Below are 24,027 nucleotides of genomic sequence, written 5' to 3'. Positions count from 1 at the left end.
CATCGCCTCCCCCGCTCTCTCCGGATGCTTTGCTCATCGCTACTGGAAGAATCGGGAAGCCAGGAAAGCCAATGCCGGCCAGGCGATCAGAACAGCTGTGATCAGCGCGAAAATTCCGCTCACCAGAAGGACGAAAACGGTCCATCCGGTCTTCACTTTGTCGCCAAACCCGTTTTCCGCTGAGAAGTTGAGAGATCCCATATGTCACCTCCTCTGAATGTTGCCCGCCTTCACTGACATTATATCATTGTTATTAATTTTTACTAACTGCAAAAGGACAAATTTCCCTCCTCCGGGGATAACCATCGATCACTACTCCCAACGGTCATCCTTTTTGTTCAGCTGGATTACTTCGAAGCTGCCCCGGTCGCCGATCAGGGTGGTGAGGAGGGCGCTGACAACGCTGATGATGACGGACCCGAGAACAGCCGTCCAGAAGCCGCGCACAAAGAATCCTCCGATCACGCCGGAAGCCATTATCAGAATCAGAGCGTTAATGCAAAGTGAAGAGGCCGAGGTCATTCCATGGATTGAGATCGGCGGCATACCCGTCTAAAATTAAATCAGGGTATGATGCCTTCGCAAAAACGCAGAGGAGGGCCATGTCAGAACGGCTGCGCATCGTAAAAAACTGGCTCCCGCGCTATACCGGAATGCCTCTGGGAAAATTTGGGGATTATGTCCTGCTGACAAATTTTTATTACTACGTGCGAGATTTCGCAGACAGGTTCCATTGCGACATCTACGGCGAGGACAGGCCGATGCAGGCCGCAACCAACAACAACGGACTGACTATCATCAATTTCGGCATCGGATCGGCCAATGCCGCCACCATCATGGACCTGCTCAGCGCCCGAAAGCCCTCGGGCGTGCTTTTTCTGGGCAAGTGCGGCGGCTTGAAGAAATCCGCGGAGATCGGGAAATTTATTCTTCCGATTGCCGCCATTCGCGGGGAGGGGACAAGCAATGATTATTTCCCTCCCGAAGTCCCTGCGCTCCCCTCCTTCAAGCTGCATAAATTCGTCTCGGAGAAGATTGTCGAACACGGCCACGAATACCGCACCGGCGTGGTCTATACGACCAACCGGCGACTGTGGGAGCACGATCTGCAATTCGTCGACCGCCTGAAAAGAGTGACCTGCATCGCTATCGACATGGAGACGGCGACCATCTTCATTGTCGGCCATCACAATGAAATCGCCCGCGGCGCACTGCTCCTGGTCTCCGATATCCCCATGACCCCTGAGGGAATCAAGACAGAAGTTTCCGACCTGCTGGTGACGGAAAAGTGGTCCAGAATACATCTTCAGATCGGCATCGAAGCCATGACCGAGATCGGCGAGAAGGGAGAAAAGATCAAACACTTCCGGTACTGAATTTTGATGACATCGCCATCCTCTAAGGCATCGGAACTTTTCCCGGCACAGAGGAGGAGCCCTGCGGAAAAGGAGATGGGGAGGCGGGTCGAACGGAGGATAATTTCAGAACCCCTGGGCCTTTTTCCGGGTGACCTGAAGCACCGGAATGCTTTTCAGCGCATCGCCCTGTTCGCTGGGTGATTTCTTCAGGGACACTTTTTCCGGAAGATATCCGACGACCTCCAGAAATTTCACGGCTTCGCTCAAGGCCCTTTTATAGTCTTCATTGTTCCGGATGGGTTTTGCCGGTGAATAGATCAGGTTCAGACCGCTTTCCGAAAGGGCAAAAACCACATGCACCTGCCGGGATTTTCCTTTTTTCAAGCCGACGATCCAGGCTAAACAGTGCTGGCCGTGATATCCCTCCAGACTGAGTTGAGCCGTGTTCATCGACTGGTGGACCTCCAGAATATCTTCGGGAGATTCATATTCAACACTGCCCAGATCCCAATCCACATGAAAAAAGGCGTCCTTGGGCGGTGGACGACGGACAATGCGGGGCGGAGGGTCGGAAGCCGCACCGTGCCTGGAAGGATGTTGACCTCCGGCGTCGTCCTTTTCGGCAGTTTTCCGGAGCGCTTCTTCCAACTCCAGAATCCGTTTTTCGAATGATGTCCGCTCCGTTTCCAGTCGCTGTCTTTCGGCTCGTTCGGTTTCCAGTTGGTTCCGGGTCTGGCCGGCGGCAATTTCCATCTCTGCGAGCCGCTTCTCTATTTCCAGGCGATGACCCCTTTTGGAGGTCTCCGGAGGTCCTGCGTCGCCTGCCCACCCTGTTTCCAGTTCCTCGATCCGCCGCTGAGCTGCCGCTTTTTCCCGCACCAGCAGTTCACGCTCGAACCGCTCGGCCTCGGCTGTTTCCCGCGCTTCGCTGACTTCCTGTTCGAGTCGGGCAATCCGCTCTTCGGCCTGCGTCAGGGCCACCACTGGCGGGCTCTGAGTTTCCTCCTTCGATGCCGCTTCCGAAAGGGCGTTTCCCAATTCCAGAATCTGTTTTTCGAGAGCCTTCTTTGTCCCGGCCCACTCCTTCCCACGCCCCTTTTCCACTTCGAGTTCTTTCCGGACCTCGCGGAGCGCCTGCTCAAGATCGGTAATTCGCTTCTCGCCGGCCTCCTTTTCCCGAGTAATCCTTTCCTGTCCGGTCCGCTCGACCTCGACTTCTTTCAGGTCTTTGTCCACCTCAGCTTCAAGTTCGGCAATCCGCCTCTGCGCTTCGGCCCTGTCGGTTTCCGCCTGCTCCTTAAGACGACTGACAGTTCTGGCCAGTTCCGCTGCTCGTTTTTCCAACGCCGTATTTTCCTCTCGCAGCCGTTCGCTTTCGGCACGATCGGCATGAGCCACTTCGGAGCCATTCGAGTGCAGAAGGAATTTCTGAACCAACTCTCCGACCGCGGCAGCCTTATCTGCGGCGATTTTCTCCTGGGCCAGCTTCCGAGCGGCGGCATTTGCGGTGTTTTTTCGGGTCTCCACGGCACTTTTCATCTTCGCCTGTCTTCCAGGATCGGATTGTTCCGTCGCATCATCCGGCTCCTCTGCGGCCTCTGCAACCAGCCGATTCAGCTCTGACAGCTCGGTTTCTTTTTCATTTCGGGTTCTTTCCAGATTTTCAGGAGAAAGCAAAACAGGAATGCTTCGCAGAACCACTTCACGCATGGCTTTGCCGTATTTCAAATTCACGGCTTCCATGCTGAACCCCATCGCCTCAACGAAGGCCAGGGCTTTTCCCGGATCTGAGGATCTCGACTGTTCACCGGACGGTTCGACAACATAGATCAGATTTCTTTTGATCTCCCTGACATGAAGCGCCGCAAAGACATGATGCCGTTGATCCCGTTCGAGGATGCAGACGAAAGCCTCGCAGGAGGGCAGGGATTCCTCGACTGCTATGGAAACGGGGGAGGAGGAGCGATAAACCGCAGCCACTTCCGATTCTTCAGCCTGAATGCAAAACGATTCGGAGTCGAAAATCAGCATGGTCGTTCCCAATGGATTTTAAAGACCCGGATGCGAAAATAAAAAGCCGGGCTGCCGAAATATTCATGATATTTCGGCAACCCGGCTGTCTCTGGGAGACCCATGGGCTTTCCGTCCCATCCTCGCGGATGGTTTAGTATTATCGTCTATCGATAAAATTTGGGTTCTGGTACAGGGCTTTTCAGCGTATCTACAACCTAATCCGCCACTGCGGCGGTGTCAACGGTTTTGTCGTGCGTTCGGACATGATCGACAGGGCCGTCAGCGGTCGGGACGGATCTCGTCCAGCACCTTAACCTTGGCATCGATCATCTGGCGATGGGAGAGACGCAGCAGCGTGGCCAGCTGTCGCACCAGGTAGTCTTCATACTTGTCCAGCACGCCATCGGCATAGATGATCCGCCAGAGGACATCCATCACCTCGAGTTTTTCATCCAGAGTGAAATTCTCATTGATCTGCTTGGCGAACTGGTAAAGGTCGAGACTGGCATCCCGCTCCTGCCGGGCATACTCCATCAGCTCGTCCATCGCTTTTTCCGAAAGGTCGAACTTGTGCTGCAGGAGGTCCTGGATGAGGGTACCCTCCATCGAATGAAACTCTCCATCGGTGTGGGCCATCTCCAGAAGCAGCACGCAGGTCGCCACCTGGATACGTTCATGCTCGGCCTCCGGTTCCGCCGAGGAGGCGGCAGCAAGCAGGGTCTTGATTCGGTTCAGCATGGTTTTATTCCTGTCCGTTTCGAGGGAAGGCCATTCCCTTTTTTCACTTGGAGTAGCGGATCACCCGAACCTTCTCCAGGGTGATCATCCCCCCCGAGAGCATCACGTCGAGCCGGGGGAGAAGGGCATCGATTTTTTCCTGACCCTCCACCACCTCGATCACCACCGGCAGGTCGGCGGAGAGGCGCAGCAGCTTGTCCGTATGGGTGATGCTGCGGGCGCCGAAACCCATTGCCCCCTTCAGCACCGTCGCGCCGGCAAAGCCTTCCCGGCGCAGAAGTTCCACCAGGACCTCATAAAGAGGTTTTTTTTCCCAACGGTCGCTCTCGCCGATGAAAATCCGCATAAGGGTCTGTTCGCCTTCGAGCTGCGGCATGTATCCTCCGTGTTGTAAAGGCGAGGCATGCCTCGCCGCTACATTTATATCTGCCGTCCCAGAATGATGCCCAGGGCGGCAAACGCGATGCAGACAACGACATTGAGCAGCACGTTTGCTCCGGCCTGAAGCAGACTGCCCTCCTCCAGCAGACGGATAGTTTCAAAGGAGAACGTGGAGAAGGTGGTGAAGCCCCCCATGAAACCGACGGTAATCCCCATGCGCATCTCGGGAGACAAAAGAGTGCTGCGCAGACTCGCTTCCATAACCAATCCAAGCAGGAATGATCCCACAACATTGACCGCCAGCGTGCCATAGGGAAGACTCCGCCCGAACAGGCCATAGGCCCAGCCGGAAACGAAATAACGCGACAGGCACCCGAGGGCGCCGAACACTCCAATATAAAGAATCTGCATTGAAAATTTCCCGGTCTCCAAGGAATCGGCCGGATCGAACCGCGGCTTCCGGTCATTATGGTGACCGCGGCAGCCGCTGTCAACCAATCACCAAACCCCGCTCAATGATTTTCTCTTGCACCAGCTCATATGCTTTGCTATATATATTTAGCACTCTCAACCACAGAGTGCTACTGAATTGATAAAATAACGTTTTCTGGAGTACTACAATGAGCACGCCTCACCTGCCGGTCGTCACTGACACCCTTGAGCTCTACATGGCTCAGATCAACCGTTTCACCCTGCTCAGCCGCGAAGAAGAGGTGGAGTTGGCCCTTCGGTATCGCCGCCAGGGGGACCTGGAAGCGGCCCATCGACTGATCTGCGCCAACCTGAGATTCGTGGTCAAGATCGCCCATGAATACAGGTCCTATGGCATGAAGGTGCTTGATCTCATCCAGGAGGGGAATATCGGTCTGATGATGGCGGTAAAAAAATTCGATCCCGAGAGGGGCATCCGCCTCATATCCTATGCCGTGTGGTGGATCCGGGCCTATATAAACAACTTCATCGTCAAAAGCTGGTCGCTGGTGAAAATCGGCACCACCCAGGCCCAGAAAAAGCTCTTTTTCAAACTCAACCAGACCCGCAATGCCATCAGGCGCCTCACCGGAGGGGAAGATACCGGAGAGATCGCCAGGGAGCTGGAGGTACGCGACGACGAAGTGGAAGAAATGGCGCGGCGCATGGCTGCCCGCGACTCCTCCCTCGATCTGGAATTGAACGAGGGGGAAAACTATACCCTGATGGATTCCCTGGCCGACGATCGGGAGAACCAGGAAGACCAGCTCCTGCTGAAGGAGGAGGATCGTATTCTCACCGGCCAGGTTGCCGCGGCCCTGCAGAAACTCAATGATCGGGAAAGACGGATCGTCCACGACCGCATCCTCCAGGACCATCCCCGCACCCTGCGGGAGCTGGCCGACGATTATGGAATCAGCCGGGAGAGGGTACGGCAGCTGGAAAAGAATGCTCTGGCCAAACTGAAGGGGGTACTTTACCCGATCGCCCCTGCCTGACGGGAACTGGACGGACTCTCCACTCACCAGGCTGCCGTCCTGCAGCGAAATGCCGTTGACAAATCGCGGTCTATCCCTTAGTTTCATCAAGCCAACCTTATAATTATCGTCAAGCAAGGAATCCTCAATGAAACTCCTGCTCTCCCTGGTCTGCCTGCTCCTTTTGAGTGTCGCCTGCGCCTCGACAAAGGACCCGTCCACCCCCACGGCCGCTTATTACCTCAAGGAAGGGGAAAAACTTTTTGAAAAAGAGCTCTACGAAGAGGCCATCACCATGTGGGAGAAGGCGCGCGACAGCTATTATTCACCTGAGCTCAACACCCTCGCTGAGATGAGGATCGCCGAGGCCCACTTCATGGGAAAGAACTATATTGAAGCGGCTGCCGCCTACGAGGATTTTCTGAAGCAGCATCCCGACCATGAACGGACTCCCCAGGTTCTCTACCGACTGGGACTTTCCTACTACGAACAGATTCTCTCGATTGACCGTGACCAGACCGCAACGCGCAATGCCCTTGCCACATTTCAGAACTTTCTGAAGCGCTTTCCCAATGACCCTGATGCCGAAGAAGCGAGAACCTACATCGCACGGTGCACAGACCGGCTTGCAGAGCATGAGCTTTATGTAGGACGTTTCTATCTTCGCGCCGGGCACTATGAAGCCGCCGTCAAGCGCCTGGAGGATGTTTTCGTTCACTACCCCGATTATGACGGTCGCGACCGGGCCTTTCTCTATCTCGGCCAGGCCTATCTCGCCGCCGGCCATCCCGATGCGGCCATGAAAGCGTTCAACTCCCTTTTCGAAGAGTTTCCCCGCAGCGAACACGCCCTTAAGGCACAGAAACTGCTGGAAAAGCAGAACTGACAGAGAAATTTCTTCAAAAAAACGCCCTTCCGCAACGGAAGGGCATTTTGCTTTTAGTATCCATGAGTGTTCCTGCGGGGGCGGCCTCCGTTTATCACAGATATGATAAAAGCGATCTTTTTGCTTGACTTGCCGTTTACGCCATTATATAAAAAGTTCAAATTCATATAACGGAATTTTAAAGCAAGGATCGGGCCTTTCTAAATCCATAACTTTCCTTGTTTTTTTCCGTCCGTATACCTGATATTCTCCAACATTTTTAAGCCTTCTGAATTCCTTCAGGGGATTTTTCACACTGTTCTAATTTGAGAGAGAGAGCGAGTAAATTGGAGCGCACCCTATGTGCGCTGCCAATCAACTACAGAGGAGGAGAGAGATGTCTACACTGGAAAGTCGCATTCGCCGCAAGTCCATGATGAGCAAGGTCGTTCAACCCGAGGAGCTCATCCCGCTTTTCAAAGACGGAATGAACCTCGGCTGGTCCGGGTTCACCCCCGTCGGCTACCCTAAGGTTATGCCGGTTGTCCTGGCCGATCACGTGGAGCAGAACAATCTGCAGGGCAAGCTTCGCTTCAACCTGTTCATCGGTGCCTCTGTCGGCGTCGAGACCGAAGACCGCTGGGCCACTCTCGACATGATCGACCGCCGCTGGCCTTACCAGACCGGAAAGAACATCCAGAAAGGGATCAACTCCGGCAGGATCCGCATGGGCGACAAACATCTCGGCCATTTCGCCCAGGACGTCGGTTACGGCTTCTACACCGAGAACGGCCGGATGGACATCTCCATCATCGAGTGCACCGACATCACCGAAGACGGCAGTCTGGTCCTCTCCGGATCCTGCGGCATCTGCCCCGAGCTCTGCCAGATCTCCGACAAGATCATCATCGAGCTCAACACCGAGATGCCCTCCCATGAGGGACTCCACGACATCATCGAGCCGATCAAACCGCCCAACAGGCTCCCTTACCTGATCACCCATGCCGGATCCCGCGCCGGCTCCCCCTATGTCCGGGTCGATCCCGACAAGATCGTCGGCATCGTCCAATCGAAGAAGCTCGACAACGGCCGCCCTCTCGGCCCCCCCGATGAGATTTCCGAGCAGATCGCCGACCACATCATCGATTTCTTCCAGAACGAGGTGAATCGCGGCCGTCTGCCCAAAAACCTGCTGCCGCTTCAGTCGGGCGTCGGCAACATCGCCAACGCCGTCGTCGGCGGACTGGTCAAGGGCCCCTTCCAGAACCTCACCGTCTACACCGAGGTCCTTCAGGACACCATGCTCGACTTCTTCGACAGCGGCAAGCTCGACTTCGCCTCGGCCTGCTCCCTGTCCTTCTCCAACGAGGGTTTCAAGCGACTCTACGCCAACTGGGACGAGTACACCAAGAAGATCGTCCTGCGCCAGCTGTCGATTTCGAACCATCCCGAACCGATCCGCCGCCTGGGCTGTATCGCCATGAATACTCCGGTCGAGTTCGACATCTACGCCCATGCCAACTCCACCCTGGTCGGCGGCACCCGGATGATCAACGGTCTCGGAGGCTCGGGAGACTTCCTGCGCAACGGCTATCTGAAGCTCATGCACACCCCCTCGACCCGGCCGAGCAAAACCGATCCCAACGGCATCACCTGCGTCGTGCCGAAGGCCCCCCACGTCGACCACACCGAGCATGACCTCGACGTGCTGGTCACCGAGCAGGGCCTGGCCGACTGCCGCGGCCTGGCGCCGAAGGATCGCGCCCAGCTCATCATCGACAAGTGCGTCCATCCCGACTACAAACCGATCATCCAGGAATACTTCGACATCGCCAAGAAGGAAACCCTGGCCAAAGGCGTCGGTCACGAGCCCCAGCTGTTCGACCGCTGCTTCAAGATGCAGCTCAACCTCGAGCGCAACGGCACCATGAAGATCGACAACTGGGATATCAAAGTCGAGTTCTGATCCAGTTGAAAATCTGTTTCTTTTCCTGCGCCCCTCCGAATTCGGAGGGGCGTTTTTTTCTTTCCATGACGTGAAAGGACCGAACCTGGAATTCATTTCTACCAAAGGCATTTCCTATTCCGTTGAATTTACATCCCTTCCCCCAGCAATTCTCCTCTGGCACAATCTTTGCTCTATTTTAAATAAATTCCCTTTTTAAATTGCGCAGTTTCATAAAATGGAATATCATCTTGACAGAAAATAAAACAGGGGTTTAAATTGGCTCTTTAATGAATAGGATGCAGAGGGCCGGTCGGAACCTCTATTTTCCTTTGACTTTTTCAAAAATTTTCGACTTAATATATTGTTTAGAATACTAAATTTAAAATCCTCTCCGATAATAGCAAAGCCGGGGCAACCCGGTGACGCAGAACCACGGGCTCGCACACATACGAGCAGCCGAGTCGCCGAAGAGAGGGCCATGAAGATTCCCTGTGTATCCAAGGGAATTCTTACGCCCATTTTTCCCGACGAGAAAAATGGGCGTTTTTGTGATGTAAAGATGATTTGTTTATATGTTGATGAACATACTTAAACATATGAAATTGCTTTTTGTGGAAGATCAGAAACTCCTGCGCAAGGCCGTGGGAGATCTTCTGTCTCCCCATTGCCGCAAAGTGCTCATCGCCACCAACGGGCGTGAGGCTCTGGATCTTTTCCTCAAGGAAAAACCTGACCTCGTGCTCACTGACATCATCATGCCGGAGATGGACGGCATCGCCTTGACTGAACAGCTACGTCGGCTCAGTCCCGAAACTCCGGTGGTCTTTTTCAGTGCCTTTTCCGATGTTCCCTATTTGCTTCGCGGCATCGAACTCGGTGTCGCGGGATTCGTTCCGAAGCCGTGCGAAGACGACAAGCTGATCTCCACCCTTGAGAAGGCGGCGCTGCCGGTTCTGCAGAGAAAACAGCTGCTCGGCCTCAACAGCGAACTGCGCCAATCCGTCGAGCAGATGCTCGGCAAAGGGCCGAAACTGAAAAAAATCGCCGGCCAAGTGGTGCGGATCGCCCGCAGCAACTATGCCGTTCTGGTCCAGGGCGAGACCGGTGCCGGCAAATCGAGGCTGGCGTCGATGATCCACGATCTCAGCCCCCGCGCCGACAAACCGTTCGTGACCGTCCAGTTGGGCGCCATTCCCGAATCGCTGGTAGCCGCCGACCTGTTCGGCCATGAAAAGGGAGCCTTCACAGGTGCCGAACGAAAGCGGGAGGGTCTGGTCACCGCCGCCAAGGGCGGGACCCTCTTCCTCGACGATATCGATGCCGCCCCACCCGCCGTGCAGGCGCTGCTCCTTCAACTGGTAGAGGAAAAAAGCTATCACCCCCTCGGCAGCAACCGCAAGGCGCACGCCGATATCCGCATAATCGCCGCCAGCAACAAGGACCTGGCGGCCGAGGCCGCGGCGGGCAACTTCCGTCAGGACCTTTATTACCGTCTCGCAACCTTCATGATCGAGATGCCCCCTCTTCGCGTCATTCCCGAAGACATTCCGGCTCTGGCCGGGAAGTTTCTGCGCGAAGCCTGTCATGAAATCGGCAGGCCTCCGCTGGAGATTTCCGCGGACGGCATGACCATGCTGCAGTCCCATTCATGGCCCGGGAATGTCCGTGAGCTGCGCAATGTCATCAAGCACGCCGCGATCATGGCGGACGACGTGATCTCCCCCGCCATCCTGCAGGGCATCCTCGGAGAGATCGACCCCGCGGCGAGAATTTCCGCCGCCCAAGGTCAATCATTCGAAGTTTCCCCGGACGATCTTCCCTTCAAAATGGCCGAAGTTGAAAAATGGGCACTGAAGCGCGCATTGGCCGCGGCGGGAGGGAAAAAGATGGTCGCCGCGCGTCTTCTTGACATGAATTACTACACTTTCCGCCGCCGGATGGCGCGGTATGGGATGGATGACGACTCGGATGATTGATTTATTTTGGATATCCAAAATGGATACTCGATACTCAATGCTTTTCGCCGGAACCCACTATATTACTGAAATACAGCATTAATTTTTTGGCACAAATCGTGGATATTTAATGAAACGATAAATCCGATGTCGACGTCATTACCAGTTCGTTCGACATTAACTGTGCTTCTTTTTTATCTTTGGCGTAATGCCGGTTGCCCAGGAGGGAACCCGCCCCGCGGCTTCCCCCGTAAGAAAAACCCGCAACATCACATTTTTAACCCCACCATACTCCGATAATGGCAAACTTGGAGAAATCCAGGGACGCAAAGCCACGGGCCCTCCTCCGACACGCAGGCGGAAAAGGCAGCCGGGCTACCGAAGAGAAGGGGAGTATGGACAAGCGCAATTGTGCGCCCGGCCCATGCTTCCCGCTGAGCATGGGCTTTTTACTGTTTTCTTGCGGCTTGATGCCGCTTTTTCAGGAGGGAACCCGCCCCGCGGCTTCCCCCGCAACAACAAAACCCGCGCCACAACATTTTAACCCACCCATACTCCGATAACGGCAAACCTGGAGAGATCCAGGGACGCAAAGCCACGGGCCCTCCCCCGCCGACACGCAGCAAAGGCGGAAAGGGCAGCCGGGCTACCGAAGAGACGGGGAGTATGGATTAGCGCACCCGTGCGCCCAGGCCCATGCTCCCCAAGCATGGGTTTTTTTCATTTTAGCTGCGCCACCGGACGGAAGACGGACATGAAATCAATAAACCCCAATTGCCTTCTTCGCGCCGGTTCTTCCTTGCAGGAAAGGACCTCTGCGAACAGTCGGCCGATCGATTCGCAAACCACTCAGGCTTTTCATCAGCTTCGGCTGCACGCCGAAGAGCTGGCCCTCGAACTGGCGGCGCGCCTGCGGGTTCTCGGAAAAAGCCTGACGGCGGCCTGCCAGGGTCCCTGGGCGGCGGACGGAAAAACCGGAAGCCCCTCCGCCTATGCAGGCATTCGCCGACAACTGGACGGCTTTTTCGGATCGCTGCTCGATGGCGACTTTGCCGGCCATCGCTACGTCCCCGTCGTACGTGACTACATTCAGAAAAACCTGCCGTCGGAGCTGAACGGCTGTGGCAACGCAAATACATGTCGCATTGAAATTGTGGAAAGCGTGATCTCCCTTCTTTCGGAGTGCGCCTGTGAACAGGATGCGTTCGCGGAAGGGCTGATGGTTTCGTATTCCTCCTGATTGTTTATGCCGGATTGTGCTTTTGATCGCGATTCTAAGCTGAACGCCATTGCTGAAGAGATATGACTTGAAGATTAACCGCATCAGGAAAAACATCATCACAAACGCAACTATCGCCATCTTGCTGTCGCTCGCCTGCCAGCTTTTCAGTATGGCTGCGGCTTATGCTTATGGCCCGAGCCAGTGCGCGGCGGAACGATTCGGCTCCAACCTGAACTGCACCGCCAATGATGTCTCGATCACAGGCATAACGATTGTCCCGGGCGGTCCCACGTCCTGCGTCGGCGGCGAGCCCGTCACTGTCGACCTGGATGTGACCGTCAATTTCGCTTCACCTGACCGTTACGATGTCGGCATTTTCTTCGCCAAGGATGGGAAAAGTCCCGCAACGCATCCGTCCGACGGGGGATCTACAGGCTGTACCGTTTCCATCCTCCCGCCTGCCAGCCCGTTCTTCGATCTCGAAGGCTCCCCGGACACCTGCGGCGACGGCAACAGTGGCATCGGCGGAGGTACGGGCTCCGGCGTGGTGCGAATGACTGGAGTCCCGGTGTCCTGCCAAGCCGTCAACCTGAGCGGGGGGAGGCTTTTCATTCCATTCGTCACGAGTTGGGACAATCAGAGCGGAAATCTCTGTGAAACTGCGGAGCATCCGGTTCCCAATACAAAATCCAAATGCAACGTCCCTGACGGCACGGTGGAGGCGGACGTCCTCAAGAGCACTGTGAGCCTAGTAGTTCTGCCCACCATCAGCAAATCGGACGGCATCAACACCATCACCGCCGGTGACGGCACCACGTATTCCGTCACCATCACCAACACCACGGGCGCTACTCTGAGCAATGCGATCTTTCAGGATCCGGCGGTCGCCTACCTGACGGTCGACAGCCTCGGCTGTTCCGCCGCCGGTGGGGCGACCTGCCCGGGTTCTCTCCCCATCTCCACCATGCAGGGCGGAGGGATCATCATTCCCTCCATGCCGGTGAACAGCAGTGTCACCTTCACCATCGGCGCCACCGTGAGCGCCTCCGCCCCTGCGGGACCGCTGACCAATACGGCCATTGTCACCGTCGACGCTGAAAACAATTCGGCAGCCGACGTCAACGACGTCGTCACCAAACTGGTCGTCTCAAAGTCCTTCGCCCCGCCGTCCATCTCCGCGAACGGGGAGACGGCCCTAACCATCACCCTTCAGAATACCAATCTTGCCGCGGCGACAGGAGTGACGTTCACCGACACCTATCCGTCCGACCTCTTCAACGCCGCCGTTCCCGGCGTCACGAACTCCTGCGGCGGCTCAGTGACGGCGGTCGGCGGCGGCTCGTCCCTTGCCCTCAGCGGCGGGACGATCCCTGCCGGCGGAAGCTGCACGATCACGGCGAAGGTGACCAGCGCCGTCGACGGAGTTTATAACAACAGCACCGGAACGGTCACCAGCGCCGAAGGCTACGTCGGCGATACGGCCTCCGCATCCCTGGCGGTGGGTGTATCGAATCTTTCCACCTCCACCAAAACCTGGCAGGACGGCAACGGCGGCGAGTCCGATCCCGGGGACGTCATCCGCTACACCGTCACCCTCAAGGAAACCGCGGGGGTCGAGGCCACGAACGTTTCTCTCACCGACGCGGTCTCCAGTGACCTCAGCGGACTGACGGTCGTCTCCTGCCCCGCGGGCGCGACCTGCGGCTTCTCGGGCCAGACCCTTTCCGCCACCGGCGTCACGGTCCCGGCCGGCGGTTCGGTATCCGTCGTGTTCGACGCGACCATTCCGATGGGCACGTCGGCGGGCACGACTATCAACAACTGCGCCTCCATCTCCAATCCCGGCGGAATCGGCGCTTCCCCCTGCACCTCCACCCTCATCGTTTCCCCCTCGGCGATTGCCGGGGCGGGGAACAAACTGCTGTATCTCCATGACGGCGCCGCCTCCTACAAGCTTTCCCGCTCGAAACCCGCGGGCGCCCAGAGCTCGGTGACCATCGGCCAAGGCACTTCGCGAACGTGGGCCCTTAACCCGGCCCTGGCCTCTCCGGTGACGATCAGTCCGGACGTGACTCCCCTGGCGATCATCCCCGTCAACCTGTATCTGGCCAGCAGCGCCGCAAGCCAGAGCCGGACCGTACAGGTCAATGTCGCCTGCTCCGGCGGAGGACCCACCTACTCCGAATCGAAGATCTTCGACGGGACCGCCGTCAACAATCCGTATCTGCCGACCACCCCGACCCTGGTGTCCTTCAACAACCTGACGGTCCCGGGAAACCATTTCTGCGGCGCCGGTCAGACCTGGAACCTCACCGTGAACAATACAGGCACCACCGGCAGCGTCCTCGTCTATCCGACGAGCGGAGGGAACAACTCCTTCATCTCCCTCCCCTCCCTGAACGTCATCAACGTGGACAGCGTCACGGGCTACAGTGCGGCCTATCCTTCGACGGCCACTCCCGCCAACGGCTACATCGGGGGAGGACAGCCGGTCTACCTCAGGGCGGTGGTGAGCGATCCCTTCGGCAGCTTCGACATCACCTCGGCCACGATCACCCTCAAGAACCCCAACGGCACAACCGTGGTAAGCGATGCCGCCATGACCCAGGTGGCCGATTCGGGGACGCTGACCAAGACCTTCGAGTACGCCTACCCCGCTCCGACCGCGGGTCCGACAGGGACCTGGACGGTCACCGTCACGGCCGAGGAGGGGACGGAAGGGACTATCTCGGACGATGGCGCGGGAATATTCAACCTGGGGCTGCCGGACATCACCCTGGTGAAGATGGTACAGACCTTCTCCGACCCCGTTCACGGCACCACCAACCCCTATTCCATCCCCGGGGCGGTGATGCGCTACACGATCTTCGCCACCAACACAGGATATGGTTCCGCGGACGCCGACTCGGTGACCCTCTCCGACCAGATTCCCGCCCAGACCGACCTGGTGGTAAACGGCAGCCCTGTCACCTTCATCGACGGCGCCATATCCAGCGGCCTGACCTTCAACGGGGCCGCCGACGTCGTCTACCGCGACGCGTCCGACAACCCGATTTCGCCCAGCGCCGACGGCAACGGCGTCGACCCGGCGGTGCGCAAGATCATCGTCAACCCCATGAGCACGTTTCTCCCCTCGGACGGCACCAGTCACCCGAGCTTCAGCATCGTCTTTTATGTCCGGGTGCGATAACCCGCCATTGAATGAAAAGGAAAAAACATGAATCCGAAAAGCCTCGGAAAACAGACAGGAAACTTCAGAGATCCCTCTGCGCAAAGGAAAGGAGAAAGGAATGAAATGAGACGGATACTTCTACTGCTGATCGTGGCCTCGGCCCTCTGGCTGCTGCCGGCACTGCCGGCGCTCGCCGCGGGGACGGCGGCCGGAACCAACATCACCAACAAGGCGAGCGTTTCCTTCGTCGTCGATACCACGACGGTCAACCAGGATAGCAACGAGGTCACCCTCCAGGTCGCCGAGGTCCTCGACGTCACCCTGGCATGGCAGGACTCGTCAAACATCCTGGGCAAGGCGGGGGAGACCGGCAAGGTGGCCACCTTCCTGCTGACCAACACCGGCAACGGCGGCGAGGCGTTCACCCTGACGGTCGACAACGGCCTCGGCGGAGACCATTTCGACCCGACCCTCTCCGGGGTCTACCTCGACGCCAACGACAACGGCCAGTATGACGCCGGAACCGACACCCTGTACGGCGCCGGAGTCAACGATCCCGCGCTGGCCGCCGACGCCTCGATCGCCCTCTTCGTGGTCAATAACATCCCCGCCGGCGTCAACGACTCCGATCTGGGCAAGTCCGGTCTCACCGCAGTCGCCAAGACCGGGACCGGCGCTCCCGGAACCGCCTTCGCCGGGGCGGGAGACGGGGGAGTCAACGCCGTGGTCGGCGCCACCGGCGCCGGCGCGAGCGATGAGGCAACTCTCCAGATCTCCGCCGTCGATGTCACGGTCGTCAAGTCCCAGTCGGTCGTCGACCCCTACGGGGGGAGCGAGCCAATGCCCGCGGCGGTCGTCACCTACTCCATCGAGCTCACCGCCACCGGCAGCGGCACGGCCAAAACCGTCACCCTCACCGATCCCATCCCGGCCAGCACGACCTACGTCGACGACTCGCTCAAGGTCGATGGAGGCGCTCTCACCGACGCCACGGACGGCGACGCCGGCGAGGTGGCCGGGGACACGGTCACCGTCCGCCTCGGCGACCTGCAGGATACGGCGAAAACAGTCACTTTTCAGGTCACCATCGATTAAAGGAGTACACCCGTGAAACGAACCATTCCGGCTCTAATAACAATCCTCTTCCTGACCGCTTTCGCCGGCCCGGCCGCGGCGCAGGATGCCCCCATCGAGATCCAGTCCTCGGCTCTCGTCGAGAAGTCAGTGATCAACGAGAAGGGGGAAAAGGAATTGGTGCGGCAGCCCGCAACCAAGGTCCTCCCGGGGGAAGAGGTCATCTTCATCAACACATACATCAACAAGGGGGAGGCGCCCGCCGACGATGTCGTCATCAACAACGCCATCCCCGAGCACATGATCTATGTCGGCGCCTCGGCCGAAGGGAATGACGCCGTTGTCACCTACTCCGTGGACGGCGGACAAACCTTCGGGCCCCTGCTCGAGCTCATGGTCACCGAGCCCGACGGGACCAAACGCCCCGCCGCCTCCGTCGACGTCACCCACATCCGCTGGACGCGGACCACTCCCCTGCCGCCGAACGAGACGGCGCAGGTCGAGTTCCGCGCCCGGTTGAAATAGTCCACAGCCTTCATCGGGGCCACCGGCCGCGATGAACCGGATCCGCAGAAAGCGAAACAGCAGAAAAGGAGAAGCACATGAAACAGGCAAGAGGCAAGAATCAATCCGTAAACACTCACCCCCAAAGGAGGAAGACCATGAAACATCGATTCACCACTCACCTGACCGCCCTCGCGGCGGTCGCCCTGCTGCTCTTCGGGGCTTCGCAGGCGTTTGCCGGCGGCACCGATTCCGGAGAGACCATCAGCAACAGTGCCACCATCGACTACAAGATCGGCACCGTATCCCCCCCATCGATTTCCAGCACCCCCGCTGAATTCGTGGTCGACTACAAGATCGATCCGGTGGTGGCGAACAACGGTGGTGCCACCGTAGTCCCCAACGGTACCGGCTATGCCCTCACGTTCACAGTGACCAACAACAGCAATACCAAGGCTGCGGAATCCCTGCAGCTCAAGCTGACCACCGAAGAAGGCGCGAACACTTTCAACATGGATACCCCCGTCCAGGTCTGGGAAGACGATGGGGACGGCATCTTTAGCAGCGGCTCTGACACCAATATCAGCGCTACGCCTTACATAAGCCTGGCCAAGGATGCTGATCAAGTCATCTTCATCGTTGCGGATGCCCCGGGTACGGCCGCTGACACCCAGACTGACGTATACCACCTGATCGCCACGGCTTGGGACGGCAACGGCGCCGGTGGAATCGCCCTCGCAGAGACCGGCGGCAATACTGTCGGCCTTGAGGATATCATTTTTGTCGACGCCGCCGGCACCGCCACCGTCGACGCCGACGCCGTCACCGATGGTAAGCACTCGGATTCCGGAACCTACACTGTCGGCACTGCCCAGCTTTCCATCTCAAAGTCCTCGGCCGTCATCGGTGGCACCGGTTACTACATCCCCGGCGAGACGGTGGAATATACCATCACCATCAGCAACGGCGGCGGCGCTTCGGCCACCGCCACAGGCATCACGGTCAGTGACAGCTTGGACACCGAAATTACCGCCGGCACTGTCGCTTTCTCCACCGGTACCATCAAGGTGGACGCGCCAAACCTTTATGGGGGGGCAGAAACGACCCTCACCGACGCAGATGGTGATGACGAAGGGAATTGGAACATCACCGGCACCAACACCGTGACGGTGAACGGCATCGAACTGGATGCCGGCGAATCAGCAACCGTCAAGTTCCAGGTCGAAATTCAATAAATACAACGAGATTGGCTTTTCATGTTCAATGCGCTCCCCCCCATCCCGGCCACCAAGCCGCACCCGAAACCCGGCAAACCCGCCGGGATGGGGGACCTTTGCGCTCTACGTCATGAGTCAACTGCAATCCGCATGGCGGGCCGGTCTGCAGACCGGTCCGCCCGTCTTTCCGTGTCGGCCGCGTCCTTTGTCGGGCGGGGCCGCTACGGAAAGGCGCTGCTCCTCTCCCTGGCCGTCCTCCTGTACCTCCTCGGAGCCATCCCCGCTTTCGCCCTCACCCCCGCCGGGACGGCGATCGAGAACACGGCGGCGGTCTCCTTCGGAACGGACGCGCACACCGTCATTCCCTCCAACACGGTCCGCCTCCTCTCCGTGGCGGCGCCGCGCACCCCCTCGACCCTCGAGTTCCTGAAATACGCCCCCACCTCCACCGAGATGAAATACGTCCCCGTGCCGACCACCTCCTACCGGACCGCCGCCGCGGCCGAGAGCGACTTCCAGGTCCTTTCCGCACCGGTCCAGCCCCCTTCGGGGAACGCCATCGCCCTGGAGCAGGGGGATATCCCCCTCGCCGCTTCGTCCATCTATCACCGCGGCGAAGCGGTCTTCCTCCGTCTGAGCGATCCGGACCAGAACGTGAACCGGCAGATGGCCGAAACGGTCCTGGTGACGGTCACCGCCACCGGAACGGGTGACGTGGAGGTCCTGCGCCTGACCGAGACGGGGCCGGATACGGGCGTCTTCATCGGCTACATCCAGTCCACCGGCCAGCCGGGGGCACCCTACGACGGCCGTCTGGAGGTCCTGGAGGCAGGAACGGTGGAGGGGCGCTACGTCGACATCATGGACGGCAGTGACTCCTCGGTATCCTCCTCCCTTTTCGACCCCTTCGGCATCGTCTTCGACAGCCGGACGGGCCTGCCGGTGGACGGAGTGGTCGTCACCCTGGTGAACGCGGAAACGGGAGAGCCGGCCACGGTCTTCGGCGATGACGGCATCAGTCTCTATCCCTCCGTCCTCACTTCGGGAGGGACCGCGACCGACAGCGTCGGCAACGTGTACACTTTCAGTCGCGGCGCCTATCGTTTCCCCTTCGTGGCTCCGGGGAACTACCGCCTGGACATCAATACCCCGCCCGGTTACACCGCGCCCTCCGCCGTCTCCGATGCGGACCTGCAGGACCTCCCCGGAGCCCCCTTCGCCCTCGTTGCCGGATCCCGGAACGAGCCGTTTTCCCTCAACCCGGGGCCGGCCCTGCGCATCGACATTCCCGTCGACCCCGTGGCCGCCGACGGGGTCTGGCTCAGGAAGACCGCCGGCAAGGACAGGGCGGCCGTCGGCGATTTCGTCCCCTACCGCGTGGAAGTCGAAAACCCCGACACCATCCCCACCGCCGCGGCCACCGTGACCGACCGCCTGCCGAAGGGCTTCCGCTACCGGAGCGGCTCCGCTCGCCTGGACGGAAACCGGATCGCCGACCCGGCCATTTCCGCCGATGGCCGGACCCTGAACTTCGCCTTGGGAGCCCTTCCCGCGGCGGGCAGAAGGGAGCTTCGCTACGTGGCGGAGATAACCGCCGGCGCCCGTCCCGGGGAGGCGATCAACACCGCCGAGGCAGTGACCGCCTCGGGGACCGTTTCCAATACCGCCAGGGCCACGGTGATCGTCGAAGAAGACTTCTTCCGAAGCACCACCTTCCTGATGGGGCGTGTCTTCACCGGCGGTTGCGGCGAACCGGAGCCGGAGGAGACGGACGGACTCGCCGGAGCGCGCATCTACCTGGAGGACGGCACCTACGTCGTCTCCGACGAGAACGGGATGTTCCACTTCGAGGGGGTCCGACCCGGCGTCCACGTGGTCCAGCTCGACCTCGACTCCCTGCCGGAAAAATACGAGGCGGTCGCCTGCGAGAAGAACAGCCGCTTCGCCGGAAGGACCTACTCCCAGTTCGTCGACCTGCAGGGCGGGTCCATGTGGCGCACAGACTTCCACGTAGCGCTAAAGCCCCGGGCGCAAGGAGAGGTGAGTCTCGAACTGAACGGCTCCCTGGACGGGGATAAGGCGTCTTTCCGGCTGCCGATCCGCACCGGCGGCGTCCCAGTGGACAACCTGCGTCTCTCCCTCATCCTTCCCGAGGGGCTTCGGTACGTCCCGGGGTCCGGCGCTCTGGACAGCGCGCCCCTCGACGATCCTAAGGCCGGGTTCGGAAACATTTCGACCTTCGGTCTCGGCGACTTTGCCGCAGGCAGGGTGGCGGAGGTGTCTTTCCGCTGCGAGGTCGACCTGAAGGCTCCGGCGGAACTGCCGGTTCGGGCGCTTCTGACCTTCGACTCCCCGCAGAAGAAGAACCAGCGCACTCCGATGGCCGAAAACCTCCTGCGGGCCCGTTCGGACTACAGCCGGGACCTCCTCCCCGAGTTCATCGTGCGCCCCCATTTCCCCACACGGGGGACCGAGCTTTCCGAGCAGGACAACGCCGAGTTGGACGCACTCGTCGAGAAGCTCAGGAAGCTGGATGTTTGTCGGCTCTACGTCGTGGGACATACCGACAACATCCCCATCGCACAGCATAACCTTCATCTCTACACCGATAATTTCGCCCTTTCAGACGCCCGGGCGAAGAGCGTCGGCCGCTATCTCGGCGACGCCCTGGGGCTGCCCCCCTCCCAAATCGTCCTGTCCGGCATGGGTGAGACCAGACCCATCGCGGACAATTCCACCGCGGAGGGACGCGCCCTGAACCGCAGGGTGGAGGTGCGGTTCCAGTGCGAAAAGGTTTCCGAGACGCGCAGCCTTCAGATGCTGAAGGACCGGAGCGGCGAGCAGAAGACCGAAACCGAGGGACTGCGTCCGGGCGAAGGCTCTCTCGAAAACCTGAATCAGCCCCCGGTTCTCCCCGGCGACCGCATGCCCGAGATCGACAAAACCTGGGTCGAAAAAGCCCAGCCCGGCCGGGAGTGGATCTGGCCTCAACCCTCTTACGGACCGCCTATCCCCAGCATCAAGGCGGCCGTCAAGCACCATCCGAAAGAGAAGGTGGAACTCCTCCTCGACGGCAAGCCGGTGCACGCCCTTTCCTTCGAGGGAACCCTCGCGAACGGCGCCGGCACGGTGGCGGTCAGCCAATGGCGGGGGATCGGGATTCACGACGGGGACAACGCCTTCGAGCTGGTCGTCCGCAACGCCGACGCCGCCGTCATCCATCGTCTGAAGCGCAACGTGCATTATTCCGGCCCCCCGGTGAAGGTCGTCCTTTCCCCGGAGCATTCCGCCCTCATCGCCGACGGCAAGAATCCCTCCGTCATCGCCGTGCGCCTGACCGACAAGGACGGATACCCAGCCCGGGAAGGGGTGGTCGGCGACTTCGCGGTGGACCTACCCTACGCGGCCTGGGACCGGAAGGAGACCGTCGCCCGCAATGTCGAGGCGGAGGAGCAGGACTTCCGGCCCCACTTCCAGGTCGGCCCGGACGGCGTCGCCCTGATCCAACTGGAGCCGACCAGCCGCTCGGGTGAGGTGGTCCTTCGCTTCAAGCTGGCCGACCGCGATCAGGAGATCCGGGCCTGGCTCCAGCCCCAGCTCCGCGACTGGATCCTGGTCGGCTTGGCAGAAGGAACCGTGGGGTACAACGATGTGTCCGGCAACATGGAAAACCTGCCTTCGAACGTGGAGGAGGACCTTTACGAGGACGGCCGGGTGGCCTTCTTCGGCAAGGGACGGATTCTCGGCAAGTGGCTGCTGACTCTGGCCTACGACTCGGACAAGCCGGACCGCAAGGACGAGGAATTGCTCCAGATCATCGATCCGGACACCTACTACACCCTCTACGGCGACGCCAGCCAGCAGGCCTACGACGCCGCCAGCGCCGAGAAGCTCTACGTCAAGCTGGAGCGGGAGCAGTTCTATGCCCTCTTCGGCGACTACGACACCGGGCTGACCCAGACCGAGCTCTCCCGCTACAGCCGAAGACTGACCGGCTTCAAATCGGAGTACAACGGCAAGTACGCGACCTTCAACCTCTTCGCCAGCGACACCGAGCAGGGCTTCGTCAAGGACGAGATCCGCGGCGACGGCACCTCGGGGCTCTACCGCCTCTCCCGCAGGGACATCGTCCTCAACTCGGAGGAGGTAACCATCGAGGTGCGCGACCGGCTGCGCAGCGAGGTGATCGTCTCCTCCCGGGAGCTCACCCGCCATATCGACTACAACATCGACTACTCCGACGGCACTCTCTTCTTCAAGGAGCCGATCCCCAGCCGCGACGAGAACTTCAATCCCGTCACCATCGTGGTCGATTACGAGGTCATAGGGAAGGGTGAAGCCTCCCTCAACTACGGCGGCCGCGCCGCGCTGCGCTGGCCGGAGAAGGGGATCGAGGTCGGGGCCACCGCCATCCACGAGGAACAGGACAACGCCGAAGGCGACCTCTACGGGCTGGACGCCACCTGGGACATCACGGAGGAGACCCGGCTGAAGGCGGAGGTCTCCACCAGCGATTCGGAATCGCCGGGCGTCTCCCGGAATGGGAGCGCCTGGCTGGCCGAGGTGGAGCACCGCGCCGAGAAGATGGACGGAAGGCTCTACGTCCGCGAACTAGAGAACGGCTTCGGTCTCGGCCAGCAGAGCGGAAGCGAGGAAGGGACGCGCAAGTTCGGAGGTGAAGGGGTCTATCGCCTCACGAACGAGCTGGAGCTCGGAGGACAGCTCTACCGCCAGGTGAACCTGGAGACGGACGCGGTGCGGGACGTGGCCCAGACCGATCTCACCTGGCAGGCCAGACGCTACAGCCTGACCACCGGCCTGCGAATGGCGGTGGACGATTTCGAAGGAGGCGAGACGGAGCGCTCCACCCAGGCCCTCTTCGGCGGAACCTGGCAGGCCCATGAGCGCCTCCTGCTGCGCGCCGTCCACGAGCAGTCCCTCGGAGGCAAGAACGAAAGCGGGGACTTCCCCACCCGCACCACCCTGGGCGCCGACTTCAAGCTCACCCAGTCCACCACCCTCTTCGCGGCCCAGGAATTCACCCGGGACGACGATACCGAAACACAGACCACCCGCGTCGGCGTCAAGACCACTCCCTGGACCGGCGGCACCGTGAGCAGCTCCCTCGAGCAGCAGACGGGGGAATACGGCCCCAGGATGTTCGCCCTCTTCGGCCTGGGGCAGACCTGGCAGGTGAGCGAGCGCTGGAGCCTGGACGGCAGCTTCGACCGCAGCCACACCATGAGGGAGGCGGACGCCGAGGACTTCGACACGGACGTGCCTCCCGCCTCGGGGGAAACCGAGGATTTCACCGCCGTCTCCCTGGGGGCGACCTACAAGCTGGAGAAGTGGTCCTGGGCCAACCGGATCGAATACCGCGACGGCGAGACCGAGGACAAATGGGGTTTCTTCAGCGCCATCGTGGGTGAGGTCCACCGGGGGCTGGGCCTTTCGGCCCGGGCCCAGATCTTCACCACCGAATCCCGGACGGCGGAGCGGACGGACGGCGAACTCCGCTTCGGCCTCGCCTACCGCCCCCTGTACACCCGCTGGATCGTCCTCAACCGGCTGGATTACCGCTTCGAACAGGAGTCCTCCGAGGACTTCGGCTTCAACAACTGGCGCCTGGTCAACAACCTGAACGCCAACTACAAGCCGAACCGCAGGACCCAGCTCTCCCTGCAGTACGGGGCCAAGTATGTGCAGGAGAACATCGATGGCGACTCCTACGACGGCTTCACCGACCTGATCGGAGTGGAAGGGCGCTACGACCTCGACGAACGATGGGACATCGGCCTTCGGGGGGGGATGCTCCACTCCTGGGAGAGCGGGCAGATCGACTTCGGCACCGGCGTGTCCATCGGCTGCAACGTGGCGACGAATGCCTGGGTCAGCCTCGGATACAATTTCCTCGGCTTTGAGGACGAGGACTTCTCGAAAGCCGACTTCACGGCCCAGGGCCCCTTCGTCGCCTTCCGGCTCAAGTTCGACCAGGAGAGCGTCCGGGAAGCCGCCCGCCAGATGCAGAACCTCTGATCGCCTTCAAGCTTTCAAAATCCCTGCAGGTACGTTATAAAGAGATATTCAAAACAGAATCAGTCAGATTCTTCCGCAGATGACGCAGATGAACGC

17 protein-coding genes and 4 riboswitches are annotated in these 24,027 nt (G+C 59.7%); of the genes, 11 read left to right on the top strand and 6 right to left on the bottom strand.

What is annotated here, in order from left to right:
• Nucleotides 1-39: 39 nt before the first annotated feature.
• Nucleotides 40-201 (bottom strand): hypothetical protein, encoded by a 162-nt coding sequence (locus DTF_RS26600; RefSeq protein ID WP_155890808.1) that lies wholly within the window; start codon nt 199-201, stop codon nt 40-42.
• A gap of 111 nt (nt 202-312) precedes the next feature.
• The gene (locus DTF_RS23450) at nt 313-477 is read right to left on the bottom strand and encodes a hypothetical protein (protein ID WP_369798568.1); all 165 of its coding nucleotides are present in this window, start codon (nt 475-477) and stop codon (nt 313-315) included.
• Between the two features lie 125 nt (nt 478-602).
• Here DTF_RS23450 and DTF_RS0112810 point away from each other — a divergent pair, with 125 nt between their 5' ends.
• A complete protein-coding gene (locus DTF_RS0112810) occupies nt 603-1,376 on the top strand; it encodes an AMP nucleosidase (protein ID WP_027715640.1) in 774 nt (257 codons plus the stop codon).
• 105 nt (nt 1,377-1,481) lie between these two features.
• On the opposite strand, the gene DTF_RS0112805 is transcribed toward DTF_RS0112810, so the two are convergent.
• From DTF_RS0112805 to crcB, 4 genes are all read right to left on the bottom strand, one after another.
• Nucleotides 1,482-3,389 (bottom strand): hypothetical protein, encoded by a 1,908-nt coding sequence (locus tag DTF_RS0112805; protein WP_027715639.1) that lies wholly within the window; start codon nt 3,387-3,389, stop codon nt 1,482-1,484.
• A gap of 72 nt (nt 3,390-3,461) precedes the next feature.
• Nucleotides 3,462-3,537: riboswitch (cyclic di-GMP riboswitch) on the bottom strand.
• A 113-nt stretch (nt 3,538-3,650) separates the two neighbouring features.
• A complete protein-coding gene (locus DTF_RS0112800; protein WP_051361281.1) occupies nt 3,651-4,109 on the bottom strand; it encodes a TerB family tellurite resistance protein in 459 nt (152 codons plus the stop codon).
• Between the two features lie 43 nt (nt 4,110-4,152).
• Entirely contained in the window at nt 4,153-4,485 is a 333-nt protein-coding gene (locus tag DTF_RS0112795; RefSeq protein WP_027715637.1) for a DUF190 domain-containing protein, read from the bottom strand.
• Nucleotides 4,486-4,529: 44 nt separating this feature from the next.
• Nucleotides 4,530-4,901 carry a fluoride efflux transporter CrcB gene (gene crcB / locus DTF_RS0112790; RefSeq protein WP_027715636.1) on the bottom strand — a complete coding sequence of 124 codons (372 nt, stop codon included), beginning with the start codon at nt 4,899-4,901 and terminating at the stop codon, nt 4,530-4,532.
• A gap of 209 nt (nt 4,902-5,110) precedes the next feature.
• On the opposite strand from crcB, the gene rpoH reads away from it, so the two are divergent.
• The 10 genes from rpoH (at nt 5,111) to DTF_RS0112740 (ending at nt 23,931) form a co-directional block, all read left to right on the top strand.
• Nucleotides 5,111-5,959 (top strand): RNA polymerase sigma factor RpoH, encoded by an 849-nt coding sequence (gene rpoH, locus DTF_RS0112785; protein ID WP_027715635.1) that lies wholly within the window; start codon nt 5,111-5,113, stop codon nt 5,957-5,959.
• Between the two features lie 127 nt (nt 5,960-6,086).
• Nucleotides 6,087-6,824 (top strand): outer membrane protein assembly factor BamD, encoded by a 738-nt coding sequence (locus tag DTF_RS0112780; protein ID WP_027715634.1) that lies wholly within the window; start codon nt 6,087-6,089, stop codon nt 6,822-6,824.
• Nucleotides 6,825-7,200: 376 nt separating this feature from the next.
• Nucleotides 7,201-8,769, top strand: a complete 1,569-nt coding sequence (locus DTF_RS0112775; RefSeq protein ID WP_027715633.1) for an acetyl-CoA hydrolase/transferase C-terminal domain-containing protein — start codon at nt 7,201-7,203, stop codon at nt 8,767-8,769.
• A gap of 371 nt (nt 8,770-9,140) precedes the next feature.
• Nucleotides 9,141-9,220, top strand: a riboswitch (cyclic di-GMP riboswitch).
• A gap of 127 nt (nt 9,221-9,347) precedes the next feature.
• Nucleotides 9,348-10,727: a sigma-54 dependent transcriptional regulator gene (locus tag DTF_RS0112770; RefSeq protein WP_162148641.1), complete on the top strand. Its 1,380-nt coding sequence runs from the start codon at nt 9,348-9,350 to the stop codon at nt 10,725-10,727.
• Between the two features lie 270 nt (nt 10,728-10,997).
• A riboswitch (cyclic di-GMP riboswitch) is annotated at nt 10,998-11,089 on the top strand.
• A 171-nt stretch (nt 11,090-11,260) separates the two neighbouring features.
• Nucleotides 11,261-11,360, top strand: a riboswitch (cyclic di-GMP riboswitch).
• Nucleotides 11,361-11,460: 100 nt separating this feature from the next.
• Nucleotides 11,461-11,946, top strand: a complete 486-nt coding sequence (locus tag DTF_RS0112765; RefSeq protein WP_027715631.1) for a hypothetical protein — start codon at nt 11,461-11,463, stop codon at nt 11,944-11,946.
• Nucleotides 11,947-12,013: 67 nt separating this feature from the next.
• Entirely contained in the window at nt 12,014-15,118 is a 3,105-nt protein-coding gene (locus tag DTF_RS0112760) for a DUF11 domain-containing protein (RefSeq protein ID WP_027715630.1), read from the top strand.
• A gap of 105 nt (nt 15,119-15,223) precedes the next feature.
• Nucleotides 15,224-16,195, top strand: a complete 972-nt coding sequence (locus DTF_RS0112755) for a hypothetical protein (protein WP_035057273.1) — start codon at nt 15,224-15,226, stop codon at nt 16,193-16,195.
• Nucleotides 16,196-16,207: 12 nt separating this feature from the next.
• Complete coding sequence (locus DTF_RS25545) at nt 16,208-16,699, top strand: DUF11 domain-containing protein (protein ID WP_051361279.1); 492 nt, start codon at nt 16,208-16,210, stop codon at nt 16,697-16,699.
• 137 nt (nt 16,700-16,836) lie between these two features.
• Nucleotides 16,837-17,913 (top strand): DUF11 domain-containing protein, encoded by a 1,077-nt coding sequence (locus DTF_RS0112745; RefSeq protein WP_027715628.1) that lies wholly within the window; start codon nt 16,837-16,839, stop codon nt 17,911-17,913.
• Nucleotides 17,914-17,934: 21 nt separating this feature from the next.
• Entirely contained in the window at nt 17,935-23,931 is a 5,997-nt protein-coding gene (locus DTF_RS0112740; RefSeq protein WP_081702955.1) for an OmpA family protein, read from the top strand.
• Nucleotides 23,932-24,027 lie beyond the last annotated feature (96 nt).

Source organism: Desulfuromonas sp. TF, assembly GCF_000472285.1.
Classification (GTDB): domain Bacteria; phylum Desulfobacterota; class Desulfuromonadia; order Desulfuromonadales; family ATBO01; genus ATBO01.
This window is presented reverse-complemented; position numbering and strand designations above follow the sequence as displayed.

What these genes read in the sequence shown, in the direction of transcription:
- DTF_RS26600 (WP_155890808.1), bottom strand. Translation starts at nt 201, where the DNA reads ATGGGATCTCTCAACTTCTCAGCGGAAAACGGGTTTGGCGACAAAGTG.
- DTF_RS23450 (WP_369798568.1), bottom strand. Translation starts at nt 477, where the DNA reads ATGGCTTCCGGCGTGATCGGAGGATTCTTTGTGCGCGGCTTCTGGACG.
- DTF_RS0112810 (WP_027715640.1), top strand. Translation starts at nt 603, where the DNA reads ATGTCAGAACGGCTGCGCATCGTAAAAAACTGGCTCCCGCGCTATACC.
- DTF_RS0112805 (WP_027715639.1), bottom strand. Translation starts at nt 3,389, where the DNA reads ATGCTGATTTTCGACTCCGAATCGTTTTGCATTCAGGCTGAAGAATCG.
- DTF_RS0112800 (WP_051361281.1), bottom strand. Translation starts at nt 4,109, where the DNA reads ATGCTGAACCGAATCAAGACCCTGCTTGCTGCCGCCTCCTCGGCGGAA.
- DTF_RS0112795 (WP_027715637.1), bottom strand. Translation starts at nt 4,485, where the DNA reads ATGCCGCAGCTCGAAGGCGAACAGACCCTTATGCGGATTTTCATCGGC.
- crcB (WP_027715636.1), bottom strand. Translation starts at nt 4,901, where the DNA reads ATGCAGATTCTTTATATTGGAGTGTTCGGCGCCCTCGGGTGCCTGTCG.
- rpoH (WP_027715635.1), top strand. Translation starts at nt 5,111, where the DNA reads ATGAGCACGCCTCACCTGCCGGTCGTCACTGACACCCTTGAGCTCTAC.
- DTF_RS0112780 (WP_027715634.1), top strand. Translation starts at nt 6,087, where the DNA reads ATGAAACTCCTGCTCTCCCTGGTCTGCCTGCTCCTTTTGAGTGTCGCC.
- DTF_RS0112775 (WP_027715633.1), top strand. Translation starts at nt 7,201, where the DNA reads ATGTCTACACTGGAAAGTCGCATTCGCCGCAAGTCCATGATGAGCAAG.
- DTF_RS0112770 (WP_162148641.1), top strand. Translation starts at nt 9,348, where the DNA reads ATGAAATTGCTTTTTGTGGAAGATCAGAAACTCCTGCGCAAGGCCGTG.
- DTF_RS0112765 (WP_027715631.1), top strand. Translation starts at nt 11,461, where the DNA reads ATGAAATCAATAAACCCCAATTGCCTTCTTCGCGCCGGTTCTTCCTTG.
- DTF_RS0112755 (WP_035057273.1), top strand. Translation starts at nt 15,224, where the DNA reads ATGAGACGGATACTTCTACTGCTGATCGTGGCCTCGGCCCTCTGGCTG.
- DTF_RS0112745 (WP_027715628.1), top strand. Translation starts at nt 16,837, where the DNA reads ATGAAACATCGATTCACCACTCACCTGACCGCCCTCGCGGCGGTCGCC.
- DTF_RS0112740 (WP_081702955.1), top strand. Translation starts at nt 17,935, where the DNA reads ATGTTCAATGCGCTCCCCCCCATCCCGGCCACCAAGCCGCACCCGAAA.